This is a genomic window from Pseudomonas sp. LF020 (assembly GCF_053456425.1).
Map to the genome: position 1 here is coordinate 59,716 of NZ_JBRFIX010000006.1, position 14,634 is coordinate 74,349.

14 protein-coding genes are annotated in these 14,634 nt (G+C 60.3%); 11 read left to right on the plus strand and 3 right to left on the minus strand.

Features of this window, described 5'->3' with window-relative positions; all coding sequences use genetic code 11:
- The first annotated feature begins 27 nt into the window (after positions 1-27).
- A complete protein-coding gene (gene argE / locus ACU680_RS15560) occupies positions 28-1,182 on the plus strand; it encodes an acetylornithine deacetylase (protein ID WP_448179900.1) in 1,155 nt (384 codons plus the stop codon).
- Positions 1,183-1,449: 267 nt separating this feature from the next.
- On the plus strand, positions 1,450-2,748 hold the full coding sequence (gene argA, locus ACU680_RS15565) for an amino-acid N-acetyltransferase (RefSeq protein ID WP_448179901.1): 1,299 nt from the start codon (positions 1,450-1,452) through the stop codon (positions 2,746-2,748).
- Positions 2,749-2,882: 134 nt separating this feature from the next.
- Here the strand turns inward: argA and tauA are convergent, their stop codons facing one another.
- Positions 2,883-3,869: a taurine ABC transporter substrate-binding protein gene (gene tauA / locus ACU680_RS15570; protein WP_448179902.1), complete on the minus strand. Its 987-nt coding sequence runs from the start codon at positions 3,867-3,869 to the stop codon at positions 2,883-2,885.
- A 366-nt stretch (positions 3,870-4,235) separates the two neighbouring features.
- Here tauA and ACU680_RS15575 point away from each other — a divergent pair, with 366 nt between their 5' ends.
- The 8 genes from ACU680_RS15575 to ACU680_RS15610 all read left to right on the plus strand — a co-directional run bounded on the left by ACU680_RS15575 (position 4,236) and on the right by ACU680_RS15610 (position 11,492).
- Positions 4,236-5,561 carry an OprD family porin gene (locus tag ACU680_RS15575; protein ID WP_367086127.1) on the plus strand — a complete coding sequence of 442 codons (1,326 nt, stop codon included), beginning with the start codon at positions 4,236-4,238 and terminating at the stop codon, positions 5,559-5,561.
- Between the two features lie 295 nt (positions 5,562-5,856).
- Positions 5,857-6,495 (plus strand): peroxiredoxin, encoded by a 639-nt coding sequence (locus tag ACU680_RS15580; protein WP_007967980.1) that lies wholly within the window; start codon positions 5,857-5,859, stop codon positions 6,493-6,495.
- Between the two features lie 316 nt (positions 6,496-6,811).
- A complete protein-coding gene (gene ssuE, locus ACU680_RS15585) occupies positions 6,812-7,405 on the plus strand; it encodes an NADPH-dependent FMN reductase (protein WP_108590094.1) in 594 nt (197 codons plus the stop codon).
- 89 nt (positions 7,406-7,494) lie between these two features.
- A complete protein-coding gene (locus ACU680_RS15590; protein ID WP_448179903.1) occupies positions 7,495-8,475 on the plus strand; it encodes a sulfonate ABC transporter substrate-binding protein in 981 nt (326 codons plus the stop codon).
- 25 nt (positions 8,476-8,500) lie between these two features.
- Positions 8,501-9,649, plus strand: a complete 1,149-nt coding sequence (gene ssuD, locus ACU680_RS15595; protein WP_003229262.1) for an FMNH2-dependent alkanesulfonate monooxygenase — start codon at positions 8,501-8,503, stop codon at positions 9,647-9,649.
- A gap of 8 nt (positions 9,650-9,657) precedes the next feature.
- Positions 9,658-10,440, plus strand: a complete 783-nt coding sequence (gene ssuC, locus ACU680_RS15600; protein ID WP_027610511.1) for an aliphatic sulfonate ABC transporter permease SsuC — start codon at positions 9,658-9,660, stop codon at positions 10,438-10,440.
- Positions 10,437-11,243, plus strand: coding sequence for an aliphatic sulfonates ABC transporter ATP-binding protein (gene ssuB, locus ACU680_RS15605; RefSeq protein ID WP_095137604.1), 807 nt, complete (start codon positions 10,437-10,439; stop codon positions 11,241-11,243). Before ssuC ends, ssuB begins: the two co-directional genes overlap by 4 nt.
- A gap of 33 nt (positions 11,244-11,276) precedes the next feature.
- Positions 11,277-11,492 carry a TOBE domain-containing protein gene (locus tag ACU680_RS15610; protein ID WP_007967989.1) on the plus strand — a complete coding sequence of 72 codons (216 nt, stop codon included), beginning with the start codon at positions 11,277-11,279 and terminating at the stop codon, positions 11,490-11,492.
- 183 nt (positions 11,493-11,675) lie between these two features.
- Here ACU680_RS15610 and ACU680_RS15615 read toward each other — a convergent pair whose 3' ends face one another.
- On the minus strand, positions 11,676-12,314 hold the full coding sequence (locus ACU680_RS15615) for a TetR/AcrR family transcriptional regulator (protein WP_367086123.1): 639 nt from the start codon (positions 12,312-12,314) through the stop codon (positions 11,676-11,678).
- A 259-nt stretch (positions 12,315-12,573) separates the two neighbouring features.
- Positions 12,574-13,950: a glutamine synthetase family protein gene (locus tag ACU680_RS15620; protein ID WP_003229254.1), complete on the minus strand. Its 1,377-nt coding sequence runs from the start codon at positions 13,948-13,950 to the stop codon at positions 12,574-12,576.
- A gap of 278 nt (positions 13,951-14,228) precedes the next feature.
- On the opposite strand from ACU680_RS15620, the gene ACU680_RS15625 reads away from it, so the two are divergent.
- Positions 14,229-14,585 carry a glutamine amidotransferase gene (locus tag ACU680_RS15625; protein WP_400760755.1) on the plus strand — a complete coding sequence of 119 codons (357 nt, stop codon included), beginning with the start codon at positions 14,229-14,231 and terminating at the stop codon, positions 14,583-14,585.
- Positions 14,586-14,634 lie beyond the last annotated feature (49 nt).

Below are 14,634 nucleotides of genomic sequence, written 5' to 3' on the forward strand. Positions count from 1 at the left end.
ACTTCAAATCGGGAGTTGGAGTCAGCGATGCCTTTGCCATCCATGCAAGACCAGTTCGCTGCACTGATCGCCGCACCGTCGGTCAGTTGCACCCAACCGAGCCTGGATCAGTCCAACCGGGCGGTGATCGATTTGCTTGCCGGTTGGCTGGGTGATCTGGGCTTCAGCTGCGATATCCAGCAGGTCAGCCCCGGCAAATTCAACCTGCTCGCCAGTTTTGGCAGTGGCCCCGGCGGCCTGGTCCTGGCTGGGCATAGCGATACCGTGCCTTATGACGATGCGCTGTGGCAGACCGATCCGCTGAAACTCACCGAAGTCGACGGCCGCTGGGTCGGGCTGGGCAGTTGCGACATGAAGGGTTTTTTCGCCCTGATCATCGAGGCCGTGCAGCCGCTGCTCGAGCAACCGTTCAAGCAACCGCTGCTGATCCTCGCCACCTGCGATGAAGAAAGCTCGATGTCCGGCGCCCGGGCGCTGGCGGAGGCCGGGCGTCCGATCGGCCGAGCGGCAGTGATCGGCGAGCCGACCGGGCTCAAGCCGATCCGCATGCACAAGGGCATCATGATGGAGCGCATCGATATCCTCGGGCAGAGCGGCCATTCGTCGGATCCGCGCCTGGGCCGCAGCGCCCTCGAAGCGATGCACGATGCCATTGGCGAGCTGCGCGGTTTGCGCCTGCTTTGGCAGCGTGAGTTCAACAATCCGCAGTTCAGCGTGCCGCAGCCGACCATGAACTTCGGCTGCATTCATGGCGGTGACAACCCGAATCGCATTTGCGGCCAGTGTTCGCTGGAGTTCGACCTGCGCCCGTTGCCGGGCATGGACCCGAAAGTCCTGCGCGCGGAAATCCTGCGCAAGCTCAATCCGGTGGCCGAGCGGCATCAGGTGAAGATCGACTACCAGCCGTTGTTCCCGGAAGTGCCGCCATTCGAGCAGGCCGAAGACGCCGAATTGGTGCGTATTGCTGAAAAGCTCACCGGCCACAGTGCCGAAGCAGTAGCGTTCGGCACCGAAGCGCCTTATCTTCAGCGCCTTGGCTGCGAAACCATCGTGCTCGGCCCCGGCGACATCGCCTGCGCGCACCAGCCCGGGGAATACCTTGAAATGTCACGTTTGCAGCCTACCGTGCATCTATTGCGGCAGTTGATTGAACATTACTGCCTGAACCCGGACAAACCCTGATGTCCCCTTTGTAGGAGTGAGCCTGCTCGCGATAGCGGTGAACCAGTCACCGAAGATATTGACTGACACACCGCTATCGCGAGCAGGCTCACTCCTACAGGGACGGTGTTTTGTCTGACCAAACGCTGTAAATTGCCAGCACCCCAACCCGTATTCATGAGGAGAGCGCGCGTGTCGCCAAGCCTGTTCCGACGATAACCATCAGCCCGCTGTGCGTTTTCCGTTTCGCCCTTTTTTCCGGCTGCTATTTATTACAGGCCCAGGTTCATGCCCGAATACGTCAATTGGCTTCGCCACGCGTCTCCTTACATCAATGCTCACCGCGACTGCACCTTCGTCGTCATGCTGCCCGGCGACGGCGTGGAGCATCCGAACTTCGGCAACATCGTCCACGACCTCGTGCTGTTGCACAGCCTCGGCGTGCGTCTGGTGCTGGTTCACGGTTCGCGCCCGCAGATTGAAACCCGTCTCGCTGCTCGCGGCCTGACCCCGCACTACCATCACGGCATGCGCATCACCGATGCGGCAACCCTGGATTGTGTGATCGACGCGGTCGGTCAGCTGCGCATCGCCATCGAAGCGCGACTGTCGATGGACATGGCCTCGTCGCCGATGCAGGGCTCGCGTCTGCGGGTGGCCAGCGGCAACCTCGTGACCGCGCGGCCGATCGGTGTGCTGGAAGGTGTCGACTATCACCACACCGGCGAAGTGCGTCGGGTCGACCGCAAAGGCATCAATCGTCTGCTCGATGAACGCTCGATTGTGCTGCTGTCACCGCTGGGCTATTCGCCGACCGGGGAAATCTTCAACCTTGCGTGCGAAGACGTTGCCACCCGCGCCGCGATTGATCTGGGGGCCGACAAACTGCTGCTGTTCGGCGCCGACCTCGGTCTGATCGACGAGAACGGCAAACTGGTGCGCGAACTGCGTCCGCAACAGGTGCCGGCGCATCTGGCGCGTCTGGGCAACAACTATCAGGCGGAACTGCTGGATGCCGCCGCCGAAGCTTGCCGTGGCGGCGTGGCGCGCAGCCATATCGTCAGTTATGCCGAGGACGGCGCGCTGCTGACCGAACTGTTCACCCGCGACGGTGGCGGTACGCTGGTCGCTCAGGAGCAATTCGAACTGGTGCGCGAGGCGGCGATTGAAGACGTCGGCGGTTTGCTCGACCTGATCAGTCCGCTGGAAGAGCAGGGGATTCTGGTGCGTCGTTCGCGCGAAGTGCTGGAGCGCGAGATCGAGCAGTTCAGCGTGGTCGAGCGTGAAGGCATGATCATCGCCTGTGCGGCGTTGTACCAGATTGCCGATTCGGACGCCGGTGAGCTGGCATGCCTGGCGGTGAATCCGGAGTACCGCCACGGTGGTCGCGGCGATGAGCTGCTGGAGCGCATCGAGACCCGTGCGCGGGCGCAAGGGTTGAAAACCCTGTTCGTCCTCACCACCCGTACCGCGCACTGGTTCCGCGAACGCGGTTTCGAGCCAAGCAGCGTCGAGCGCCTGCCGGCGGCGCGGGCGTCGCTGTACAACTATCAGCGCAACTCGAAGATCTTCGAAAAGACCCTCTGAAGATTACCGAAGGATTCTTGTGGCGAGGGAGCTTGCTCCCGCTGGGCTGCGAAGCGGCCCCAAACCGGTGTTTACCGGAATTGGGAGTCCTTCGGCCTCCAGCGGGAGCAAGCTCCCTCGCCACATATGTATCTTTATTCGGTTACAAACTTCGCACTGACGTACGGCGAATAGTCCGGCAGCACCGTCTCGACCTTGCCCTGCTCCTTCAAAAACTTCGCCGTCTCACCAATCGCTTTCGCCGTGCCGCCGTCCAGCAGTGCGGTGGTTTGCTGTGCCTTGGCATCGGGGAAGGCCGAGCCGGCCAGCAGCTCCGGTACATCAGCGGCGTTGGCACCGGTCAATTTGGCGATTTTCTGCACCGGCGCCGAGTCGGCCGTCCAGCTGTCTTTATGGCTGGCGTAATCGGCAAACGCGTCTAGAGTGACCTTGGCAAATTTGGCTACCACGTCAGGGTGCTTCTCGGCGAAATCCTTGCGCGCGACCCAGACTTCGAAGGTCGGTGCGCCCCATTGGCCGACTTGAGCGGCATCGGTCAGGGTCTTGCCGGTCTTGCGGATTTCCCCCAGTGCTGGCGACCAGACAAACGCGCCATCGATATCCCCACGCTTCCAGGCTGCGGCGATTTCCGCCGGTTGCAGATTCACCACTTTGACTTTCGAGGTGTCCAGGCCCCAGTGCTTGAGAGCACCGAGCAGACTGTAGTGGGAGGTGGAAACGAAGGGCGTGGCGATGGTCTTGCCGACCAGATCCTGCGGGGTGTTGATCCCGCTGCCATTACGCACCACCAAGGCTTCGGCGGCATTGATCTGCGCCGAAACAATGAAGGCGACGATCGGCAGATTGCGTGAAGCGGCGGCTGCCAAAGGGCTGGAGCCGAGGTTGCCGATCTGTACGTCGCCCGATGCAATGGCTGTCACAACTTCCGGGCCACTATTGAAGCGTCGCCAGTCGATCTTCTGGCCGATGGTTGTTTCGTAAGTACCGTCGGCCTGAGGAACTTTGCTCGGGTCGATACCGGTTTGATAACCCACCGTGAGGTTGGCGGCTTGAGCGGAGAAAGAAATTATCGCTGACACACAAACTGTAACAAATTGACTAGATAGTGCCCGTTTGGCCATGATGGCGTCGCCTTTTGGATAGGGTTTGACGTGATTCGAATACGTCAACGCTAATCGATCTAAAAATAGGCGAACAAATACCATTTAGTAATTAGCTTAGTAGCCGATATCCTGTGTTGCGCTGCAGGTGGCCATTACTGGGCCATATACCCGAATGGTATAAAAAAGAATGAAATAATTCTTTTTGGGGTTATCAGGAAAGTCAGTACTGTGCAGGGACCCAAATACTGCGATTAGACCTTGGTCGTAGACACACAAGGTTACGATTGACTTGTCAGTCACGCTCTGGCGCTAATCGCGAACCTACGGATCCGGGCATTCGACCAGGACCAGGAACACAAGAATTAGAAACGAGAGGAGCTTTACATGAACAAGTCCACCTTGGCCCTGGCTGTGGCCGTAGGGGTTTTGGCGCAGCAGGCAGGCGCCGCCGGTTTCATCGAAGACAGCAAGGCCACTCTGGGCCTGCGCAACTTCTACATCAACACCGACAACCGTGACGGCACTGGCCCGAACAAGAACGAAGAGTGGGGCCAAGGCTTCGATCTGCGTTTCATCTCGGGTTACACCCAAGGCACCGTGCAGTTCGGTGTTGACGCGATCGGCCTGTACGGCGTGCGTCTGGATTCCAGCCCGGCCAAGAGCGGCAACGCCGCCGGTACGTCGTCGGGTGGCACTGTGTTCCCAAGCGACGGCAATCGCGCTGTGAATGACTTCGCCAGCCTGGGCGTGACCGGCAAGGTCAAGATCTCCCAGACAGAGCTGAAGGTCGGTACCCTGATGCCGAACAACCCGGTCATCAAGTACAACGACGGTCGTCTGCTGCCGCAAACCTTCCAGGGCGAAGCGATCACCTCGAACGAGTTCAAGGACCTGACCCTGACTGCCGGTCAGGTTGAGGCCGTGAAAGGTCGTAACTCCAGCAACAACGAGAACATGTCGATTGCCGGTGCGAACGCTGGTTCGAACTACGACAAAGGCGTGTTCAGCAACAAGTTCTACTACGGTGGCGCTGACTACAAGATCAACAAAGACCTGACCGCTTCGTACTACTACGGCGAGCTGAAGGACTTCTACTCGCAGAACTTCCTGGGTCTGGTACACAACTGGGCAATCGGCCCGGGCGTGCTGAAAAGCGACCTGCGTTACTACCGCAGCCGTGACAACGGTGCCAACGGCGATACCGCTGCCTACTACACCAGCGGTTACTACGGTGGCACTACCACCAAGGGCAAAGTCGACAACGATCTGTACAGCTACCTGGCCCTGTACTCGGTTGAAGGTCACACCTTCGGTGCCGGCTACCAGTACACCAAAGGCGACAGCGACTTCCCTTGGCTGAACCAGGGTGACGGCTCGTCCAACAGCACCATCACCGACATGCAGATCCAGAAGTTCGCCCGTGCTGGCGAGCGTACCTGGCAGGCTCGCTACGGCTACGATTTCGCCAAGATCGGCGTTCCTGGCCTGACCGCCAACCTGATCTATCTGCGTGGCAACAACATCGACACCCCGCTGGGCGAAAAAACCGAGTGGGAACGTGACCTGACCATCGGTTACGTGATTCCGGAAGGCCCGCTGAAAAACCTCGGCGTTGCCTGGAAAAACGCGATGTGGCGTACCGATCTGGCGAACACCCGTTCCCAGGACGAAAACCGCCTGATCGTCAGCTACTCGATCCCGCTGCTGTAATAGCGCGCTCAAGCGGTTGATGTAAAAAAGCCCCGTCCGGCACCGTGCCGGACGGGGCTTTTGCATTTCCGGGTCAGACTCACCCCCGTAAGCCTGTCCCGGAATTCCCCTCTTTTGCAGCTACTCAAGGCCTTCTCGAACCTTGAGGGCGATGTTCGTCGCGATGCCGGCGAGCGTCCAGTGAACGATGTTTAATATTCCTTTAAGTACTAGATATCTAGTTATTTATTCTTTTTCATGATGGCAAATCCCGAGCTACAGTTGAGTTCTCCAACAACTCATCAGGAGCAGCACCATGAGCCTCAGACTCGGCGACATCGCCCCCGACTTCGAACAGGATTCCAGCGCCGGCAAGATTCGTTTCCACGAGTGGCTGGGCGATAGCTGGGGCGTGCTGTTCTCCCACCCGGCCGACTTCACCCCGGTGTGCACCACCGAGCTGGGCTTCACCGCCAAGCTCAAGGATGAGTTCGCCAAGCGTGGCGTCAAAGCCATCGCGCTGTCGGTCGACCCGGTGGACTCGCACCACAAGTGGATCGAGGACATCAATGAAACCCAGAACACCATCGTCAACTTCCCGATCCTGGCCGATGCCGATCGCAAGGTTTCCGACCTCTATGACCTGATCCATCCGAACGCCAACGACACCCTGACCGTGCGCTCGCTGTTCGTGATCGATCCGAACAAGAAGATCCGCCTGACCATCACCTACCCGGCGAGCACCGGGCGCAACTTTCACGAGATCCTGCGGGTGATCGATTCGCTGCAACTCACCGACAACTACAAGGTGGCCACTCCGGCCAACTGGCAGGATGGCGAAGAGGTGGTGATCGTGCCGTCGCTCAAGGACGAAGAAGAAATCAAGCGGCGCTTCCCCAAAGGCTATCGCGCGGTGAAGCCATACCTGCGCCTGACGCCGCAGCCGAACAAGTGAATCAGTGAGATTGGCGGCGTAGCCACCACCGTCATCGCGAGCAGGCTCACTCCTACATTTGAAATGCGTTCCCCTGTAGGAGTGAGCCTGCTCGCGATAGCGCCAGTCCGTTCAACGCAGAACCACTAAGCAGGGGATTTCAGGCCGTTTTCACGGCCTGTTTTTTTGCCCGGAACAAAGCAAACCTCATATCTCTTAAAAGCATAACCAAATGAATAAATATGATTTATGGATATATAAATCAGCTGGTAAGGTCACTCCATCGACGCGAGATCGCAACCCGCGAATCGCCTGTAACGCGCAAGGAATTGTCTGAATGCTGGTCGTCTCACTCGGTGGCAGTCCCAGCCAGCGCTCCCGCTCAGGAGTGTTGCTCGAGCGCTCGCAACGCTGGTTGCAGGAGCAAGGGGTGGAAGTGGTGAGTTATCAGGTGCGGGACTTCCCGGCCGAAGACCTGCTCCACGCCCGCTTCGACAGCCCGAAAGTGCTTGACCTGCTGGCGCAGATTGAAAACGCCGACGGTCTGCTGATCGCCACGCCGGTGTACAAGGCGTCGTTTTCCGGGGCGCTGAAGACAGTGCTCGATCTGCTGCCCGAACGCGCCTTGAACCACAAGATCGTTTTGCCGATGGCCACGGGTGGCAGCATCGCCCACATGCTGGTGGTCGATTACGCGCTCAAACCGGTGCTGTCGGCATTGAAAGCCCAGGAGATGCTGCAAGGCATTTTCGCCGAGGACAGCCAGATCGCTTACGGCGAAGGCAGTGCCGCGGCGCAACTGGCGCCAGCGCTGGAGCAGCGTCTGCATGAAGCGCTGGATCAGTTTGTCAGCGCCATGGCCCGCCGGCCGAAACCGCTGGAGCCGGGGCTGTTGAATGAACGTTTGTTGAGTGCTCGCTGGAGCATTTGAGCCTCACCGGAATTTGAAGTACTCACCTTACTCAGCCGTCAACGGCCAAGCAGGTGCAGCCACAACCCAACAGCAAAAAGGAGAGCGCTATGCGCACTGTATTTTTGCGTCGTGGTCTGGTCGCTCTGTTTGCTGCGGCTGTGTCCTTCGGCGCCATCACTCAAGCTCAGGCCGAGACTCTACGGATCGGTTATCAGAAGTACGGCACGCTGGTGCTGCTCAAAGCCAAAGGCACTCTGGAAAAGCGTCTGGCCGCGCAAGGCGTGGACGTGCAATGGACTGAATTCCCCGGCGGCCCGCAACTGCTCGAGGGCCTGAACGTCGGCTCGATCGACTTCGGCGTGACCGGTGAGACTCCGCCAGTGTTTGCCCAAGCGGCGGGCGCTGATCTGCTCTACGTCGCTTACGAACCGCCAGCGCCGAACAGCGAAGCGATCCTCGTGCCGAAAGACTCGCCGATCAAATCGGTCGCCGATCTCAAGGGCAAGAAAGTCGCCCTGAACAAAGGCTCCAACGTGCACTACCTGCTGGTACGCGCACTGGAAGACGCCGGCCTCAAATACGCCGATATCCAGACCGTATTCCTGCCGCCGGCCGATGCTCGCGCCGCGTTCGAACGTGGCAGCGTCGACGCCTGGGTGATCTGGGACCCGTACCAGGCCGCTGCCGAGAAACAGCTGCAAGCGCACACCCTGCGTGACGGCAAAGGCATCGTCGACAACCATCAGTTCTACCTCGCGACCAAACCTTACGCGCAGAAAAATCCCGAGGTGATCAAGACCCTCGTCGAAGAAGTGCGCGCTGTGGGCGAGTGGTCCAAAGCCAACCCTGAAGACGTGACCCAACAGGTCGCGCCACTGCTCGGCCTGCCGGCGGACATCACTCTGACCTCGGTGAAACGCCAGGGCTACGGTGCGCTGTTCCTGACCCCGGAAGTGGTCGCCGCGCAACAGAAAATCGCCGACACCTTCTACCAGCTCAAGCTGATCCCCAAGCCGTTGAGCATCAAGGATGTGATCTGGACCCCACCGGCCGCTGTGGCCCAAAGCTCGGTTAGCCAAGCCCAGTAAATCGAATCCCCAAGGAGACCACTCCATGAGCCTCAACATCTTCTGGTTCCTGCCTACCCACGGCGACGGCCATTACCTTGGCACCGCCGAAGGCGCCCGCGCCGTCGATCACGGTTATCTGCAACAGGTTGCGCAAGCGGCGGATCGCCTGGGTTTCGGCGGTGTGCTGATTCCCACCGGCCGCTCCTGCGAAGACTCGTGGCTGGTGGCCGCGTCGTTGATCCCGGTGACCCAGCGTCTGAAGTTTCTTGTTGCCCTGCGCCCCGGGATCATTTCCCCGACGGTGGCGGCGCGGCAGGCAGCGACGCTGGATCGTCTGTCCGGCGGTCGTGCGCTGTTCAACCTGGTGACCGGCGGTGACCCGGAAGAGCTGGCCGGTGATGGTCTGTTCCTCAACCACGAAGAGCGTTATCAAGCCTCGGTGGAATTCACCCGCATCTGGCGTCGGGTGCTCGAAGGCGAAACCGTCGATTACGACGGCGAACACATCAGCGTGAAGGGCGCCAAACTGCTCTATCCGCCGATCCAGCAACCACGTCCGCCGCTGTACTTCGGCGGCTCGTCGGAAGCGGCGCAGGATCTGGCTGCCGAACAGGTCGAAATGGTACTGACCTGGGGCGAACCGCCAGCCGCGGTGGCGGAGAAGATCGAACAGGTTCGTGCCAAAGCCGCCAAGCTCGGACGCACTGTGCGCTTCGGCATTCGTCTGCACGTGATCGTGCGCGAAACCAACGCCGAAGCCTGGCAAGCGGCAGACCGGCTGATCTCGCATCTGGACGACGACACCATCAAACGTGCGCAGGCCTCGCTGGCGCGCTTCGACTCGGTCGGCCAACAACGCATGGCCGCGCTGCATGGCGGAAGTCGCGACAACCTCGAAGTCAGCCCTAACCTGTGGGCCGGCGTCGGTCTGGTGCGCGGTGGTGCGGGTACGGCGCTGGTCGGCGATGGCCCGACCGTGGCCGCTCGCGTGAAGGAGTACGCGGATCTGGGTATCGACACCTTCATCTTCTCCGGTTATCCACACCTCGAAGAGTCGTACCGCGTCGCTGAACTGCTGTTCCCGCACCTCGACATCGAGCGTCCGGAACTGCCGAAAAGCGCCGGTTATGTCAGCCCGTTCGGTGAGATGGTGGCCAACGACATTCTTCCCAAAGCCGCGTCGCAGAGCTGAGGCGCGCCATGAACAAATTTATCCACAGCCTTGCGCCCTGGGCGTTGCCGGTGCTCTTGCTGGCGGTGTGGCAGTTGTCGGTGTCGGCCGGCTGGTTGTCGACGCGGATCCTGCCGGCGCCGGTGGCGGTGATCGAGGCCGGTGTCAGTCTGGTGCGCAGCGGCGAGATCTGGACGCACCTGGCGATCAGCGGCTGGCGCGCGGCGCTGGGCTTCACCATCGGCGGCAGCATCGGCCTGGTGCTGGGCTTCATCACCGGCCTGTCGAAGTGGGGTGAACGCCTGCTCGACAGCTCGGTGCAGATGATCCGCAACGTGCCGCACCTGGCGCTGATCCCGCTGGTCATCCTGTGGTTCGGCATCGACGAGTCGGCGAAGATTTTCCTGGTGGCGTTGGGCACGTTGTTCCCGATCTACCTCAACACCTATCACGGCATCCGCAACGTCGATCCGGCGCTGGTGGAGATGGCGCGCAGTTATGGTTTGAGCGGTTTCAGCCTGTTCTGGCAGGTGATTCTGCCGGGCGCGCTGCCTTCGATCCTGGTCGGTGTGCGCTTTGCGCTGGGCTTCATGTGGCTGACGCTGATCGTTGCCGAAACCATCTCCGCCAGCTCCGGCATCGGCTATCTGGCGATGAATGCCCGCGAGTTTTTGCAGACCGATGTCGTGGTGCTGGCGATCCTGCTTTACGCGGTACTCGGCAAACTCGCTGATCTCGCGGCCCGTGGACTTGAGCGTGTGTGGCTGCGCTGGCATCCGGCCTATCAGGTTGCCAAGGGAGGTGCGGCATGACTGCTCAACAACCTCCACGCCTGCTGCGCGGGATTCCGCTGGTGGTGCGCAATCTGCAGAAAACCTTCGGTGCGCGGCAGGTGCTGCGCGACATCGACCTGCACATTCCGGCGGGGCAATTCGTCGCCGTGGTCGGGCGCAGCGGGTGCGGCAAGAGCACCTTCTTGCGCCTGCTCGCCGGCCTCGATCAACCGACTGGCGGCGACCTGCTGGCCGGTGCCGCACCGCTGAGTGATGCGCGGGAAGACACCCGGCTGATGTTCCAGGAAGCCCGGCTGCTGCCGTGGAAAAAGATCATCGACAACGTCGGCCTCGGCCTTAAAGGCAACTGGCGCCCGCAAGCACTGGAAGCGCTGGAAGCGGTGGGCCTGGCGGATCGCGCCAACGAGTGGCCGGCCGCCTTGTCCGGTGGGCAGAAGCAGCGTGTGGCGCTGGCCCGGGCGCTGATTCACCAGCCGCGCCTGCTGCTGCTCGACGAGCCGCTGGGTGCGCTGGATGCGCTGACCCGGATCGAGATGCAGCAACTGATCGAACGCCTCTGGCAGAAGCACGGGTTCACCGTGCTGCTGGTGACCCATGACGTCAGCGAAGCGGTGGCGATTGCCGACCGGGTGATTCTGATCGAGGACGGCGAAGTCGGCCTCGACCTGCAAGTGGAGTTGCCGCGTCCGCGAGTGCGCGGATCGCATCGACTGGCGGCGCTGGAAACCGAAGTGCTCAACCGTGTTCTGTCCCTGCCCGGCGAGCCGCCGGAGCCGGAACCTGTTTCACCACTGCCTACGCAATTGCGCTGGGCTCAATAACTCAAGTTACATCCAACGACAGGAATCAAAGCCATGACTATCAAAGCCATCAACGTGCGCAACCAGTTCAAAGGCTCGATCAAGGAGATCGTTCTCGGCGACGTGCTGTCGGAAATCGACGTGCAAACCGCGTCCGGCATCGTCACTTCGGTGATCACCACCCGCTCGGTCAAGGAGCTGGAACTGGCGGTGGGCAGCGAAGTGATCGCCTTCGTGAAATCCACCGAGGTGTCGATCGCCAAGTTGTAAGCCTGTGGATAAAAACAAACCCCGAAAGGCGTGAGCCCTTCGGGGTTTTTTGTTATCTGCATCAGCTGAGGATGGTGTCGCGGCCATCGCTGGCAAGCCAGCTCCCACAGGTTATCTGTCGGTCACCAAATCTGCATACACAGAAGCTCCTTGTGGGAGCTGGCTTGCCAGCGATGAGGCCATTCAGCTCACCAGATGTCTCTTGGGTAGATAAGGCGGCAGATACAACCCGAGATAGGCATCAAACACCCGCATCCCTTCCTCGGCCATGCGCGGCGTGATCTGCCCGTGCTGCTGCACCGAGCGTGCATACACGCGGTCGCCCAGTTCCATCGCCAGCGCGAACACGTCGACATCGCTTGGCAGGCGCGGCAATTCGAAGTGATGGTCGAACAGCTTGTGCATCAGGTCGCCCAGTTCGATGTCGTGCTGCCGGTCGGCCTGGGTCACTTCGGTCAGGCCGTGCTGGGCGAGGATCAACTGGCGGGCGGCAGCGTCTTCGTCATAGATCTCCAGCATGCGTTGCTCGATCAGTCGCGAGAGGTCGCGCCAGTCTTGCAGCGCTTCGTGGGCGATCGGTGCCTGCAGGCAGGCGCGAAACGCTGCGTGCACATCTGCCGTCAGCGCTTCGAGCAGCGCCGGGACGCTGGCGAAGAAGTGGTACACGGAGGACGGCGGAATCTGCGCGCGTTCGGCGACGCTGTAGATCGACAGACTGGCCACACCCTCGGCGGCCAGCAGCGTGCGCGCGGCGTCGAGTATCGAATCGATTCGCGCCTGGCTGCGGGCACGGGGTTTGCGGACGGGGGCGGGACGCGTCATGGAAGTCTCCTGCGGGGCAGCGGGCATTGTACGAGCCGGGTTCGATGTTGTCTGCCCGGACGCCATCGCTGGCAAGCCAGCTCCCACAAGGAATGTTTGTGTACTCGGAATTTATGTTCGACGAAGAACCTGTGGGAGCTGGCTTGCCAGCGATCCGCCGCAGGCGGCCATTCACACCAAACACAGGGGGTTGTGTTCTGCCATAAAAAAGCGCTGCGGGCTGAAATGGCCGGCAGCGCTTTTTATTCCTGCAACCCGCTTAAACGGTATGCAGATACCAGTTGTACTCAAGGTCGGAGATGGAGTGTTCAAACTCCTCCAGCTCGCTTTCCTTGCAGGCGACGAAGATATCGATGTATTTCGGATCGATGTATTTGGCCATCACCTCGCTGTCGTCCAGCTCACGCAGGGCATCGCGCAAGTTGTTCGGCAGGCTTTGTTCGTTCTGCTCGTAGCTGTTGCCTTCGACCGGAGCGCCCGGTTCGATCTTGTTCACCAGACCGTGATGCACGCCGGCCAGGACCGAAGCCATCAGCAGGTACGGGTTGGCGTCGGCACCGGCCACGCGGTGTTCGATACGCACGGCATCGGCAGAGCCGGTCGGTACGCGAATCGCCACGGTGCGGTTGTCCAGGCCCCAGCACGGCGAGTTCGGTACATAGAACTGCGCGCCGAAACGGCGGTACGAGTTGACGTTCGGGCAGAGGAAAGCCATCTGCGCCGGCAGGGTCTCGAGCACACCGCCGATCGCGTGACGCAGCGCGGCGTTCTGCTCGGGATCCTCGCTTGCAAAGATGTTCTTGCCATCTTTGTCGAGCACCGAGATATGGACATGCAGACCGTTACCCGCCTGGCCCGGGTAAGGCTTGGCCATGAAGGTGGTGTCCATTTCATGGTCGTAGGCGATGTTCTTGATCAGACGCTTGAGCAGTACCGCGTAGTCGCACGCCTTGATCGGGTCGGCGACGTGGTGCAGGTTCACTTCGAACTGCGCCGGGGCACTTTCCTTGACGATGGCGTCGGCCGGGATGCCTTGCTCTTTGGCGCCTTCCAGAATGTCCTGGAGGCAGTCGACGTATTCGTCGAGGTCGTCGATCAGGTAGACCTGAGTCGAGTGCGGGCGTTTGCCGGAGATCGGTGAGCGTGGCGGCTGTGGACGGCCGTTCACGTTTTCCTGGTCGATCAGGTAGAACTCCAGCTCGAAGGCTGCACAGATGGTCAGGCCCAGCTCGTCAAACTTTGCAACAACTTGACGGAGCACTTCGCGCGGATCGGCGAAGAACGGGTCGCCTTCGAGTTCGTGCATGGTCATCAGCAGTTGCGCGGTAGGGCGCTTCTGCCATGGCTCGTTGCACAGGGTGTCGGGGATTGGATAGCAGATCCGGTCGGCGTCGCCGATGTCCAGACCCAGGCCGGTGCTTTCCACCGTAGAACCATTGATATCCAGAGCAAATAGAGAGGCCGGCAGGTTGATGCCTTTCTCGTAAACCTTGTGGAGGCTGGTGCGTTCGATGCGCTTGCCACGCACCACACCATTCATATCCGCAATCAGAAGGTCAACGTACAGAACCTCAGGATGTTCCTTAAGGAACGCGTTCGCTTCGTTAAGCTGAACGGCACGCGGGGGTACCGACATGATGCAACACCTTTGTTGTTAAAAATATCAATCATTGATCTTTTCTGGTTTCAGTCAACCCGAACGGCATGCCGAAGTCAAGCGAGGCCTTTTTTGCCCTAAAAAAGCGCTGCGAGGGCATTTATGGGGCACTTTGGGGCAGTTTTTTGTCCTTGGGACGCTTGGCACCCGCGGGCTTGAGCAGGCCGTGTTGTATTTTTTACGGGGGTGTTGTGTAAAAAAATGAACAAGGCTAAGCTCCGATCAAACCCATAACAGCAATAATACCGGGGTGCTTCATGTCTCGCCTGCCGTTAATCGGCATCACCGACTGCTCGCAACAGTCCGGTCTGCATGCTCAACACATCAGTGGCGACAAATCCGTCCGTAGCGCAGCCAGCAAGGCTCGCGTCCTGTCGACGATGTTCCAGGCGGCAGCAGCCGCAACGGCAGCGTCCGTTATTCTGGACGTACGACAAAGCATTCTGTTTATGGCGTCCCCTTCCAATATAGATCCCTTTGAGTCTCAAAACCTGTGCCGCTTCTCCAGCCGTGCTCGTGATTCTGCACGTATTGAATGTGCACAGGAAATGCAACGCCAGCGTAAAGGGCAGGTAAGCTCCTCTTTCATTGTCTATGCGCGGTGCCAGGCGTAAGCCGGCACTGCGCGCAAGCAAGCCCCCTTTAACGCGACGCCACGGCGTC

Coding starts and splice junctions, on each gene's coding strand:
- argA (WP_448179901.1), top strand. CDS start 1,450: ATGCCCGAATACGTCAATTGGCTTCGCCACGCGTCTCCTTACATCAAT.
- ssuE (WP_108590094.1), top strand. CDS start 6,812: ATGCTGGTCGTCTCACTCGGTGGCAGTCCCAGCCAGCGCTCCCGCTCA.
- ACU680_RS15615 (WP_367086123.1), bottom strand. CDS start 12,314: ATGACGCGTCCCGCCCCCGTCCGCAAACCCCGTGCCCGCAGCCAGGCG.
- ssuB (WP_095137604.1), top strand. CDS start 10,437: ATGACTGCTCAACAACCTCCACGCCTGCTGCGCGGGATTCCGCTGGTG.
- ssuC (WP_027610511.1), top strand. CDS start 9,658: ATGAACAAATTTATCCACAGCCTTGCGCCCTGGGCGTTGCCGGTGCTC.
- argE (WP_448179900.1), top strand. CDS start 28: ATGCCTTTGCCATCCATGCAAGACCAGTTCGCTGCACTGATCGCCGCA.
- ssuD (WP_003229262.1), top strand. CDS start 8,501: ATGAGCCTCAACATCTTCTGGTTCCTGCCTACCCACGGCGACGGCCAT.
- ACU680_RS15580 (WP_007967980.1), top strand. CDS start 5,857: ATGAGCCTCAGACTCGGCGACATCGCCCCCGACTTCGAACAGGATTCC.
- ACU680_RS15575 (WP_367086127.1), top strand. CDS start 4,236: ATGAACAAGTCCACCTTGGCCCTGGCTGTGGCCGTAGGGGTTTTGGCG.
- ACU680_RS15620 (WP_003229254.1), bottom strand. CDS start 13,950: ATGTCGGTACCCCCGCGTGCCGTTCAGCTTAACGAAGCGAACGCGTTC.
- tauA (WP_448179902.1), bottom strand. CDS start 3,869: ATGGCCAAACGGGCACTATCTAGTCAATTTGTTACAGTTTGTGTGTCA.
- ACU680_RS15625 (WP_400760755.1), top strand. CDS start 14,229: ATGTCTCGCCTGCCGTTAATCGGCATCACCGACTGCTCGCAACAGTCC.
- ACU680_RS15590 (WP_448179903.1), top strand. CDS start 7,495: ATGCGCACTGTATTTTTGCGTCGTGGTCTGGTCGCTCTGTTTGCTGCG.
- ACU680_RS15610 (WP_007967989.1), top strand. CDS start 11,277: ATGACTATCAAAGCCATCAACGTGCGCAACCAGTTCAAAGGCTCGATC.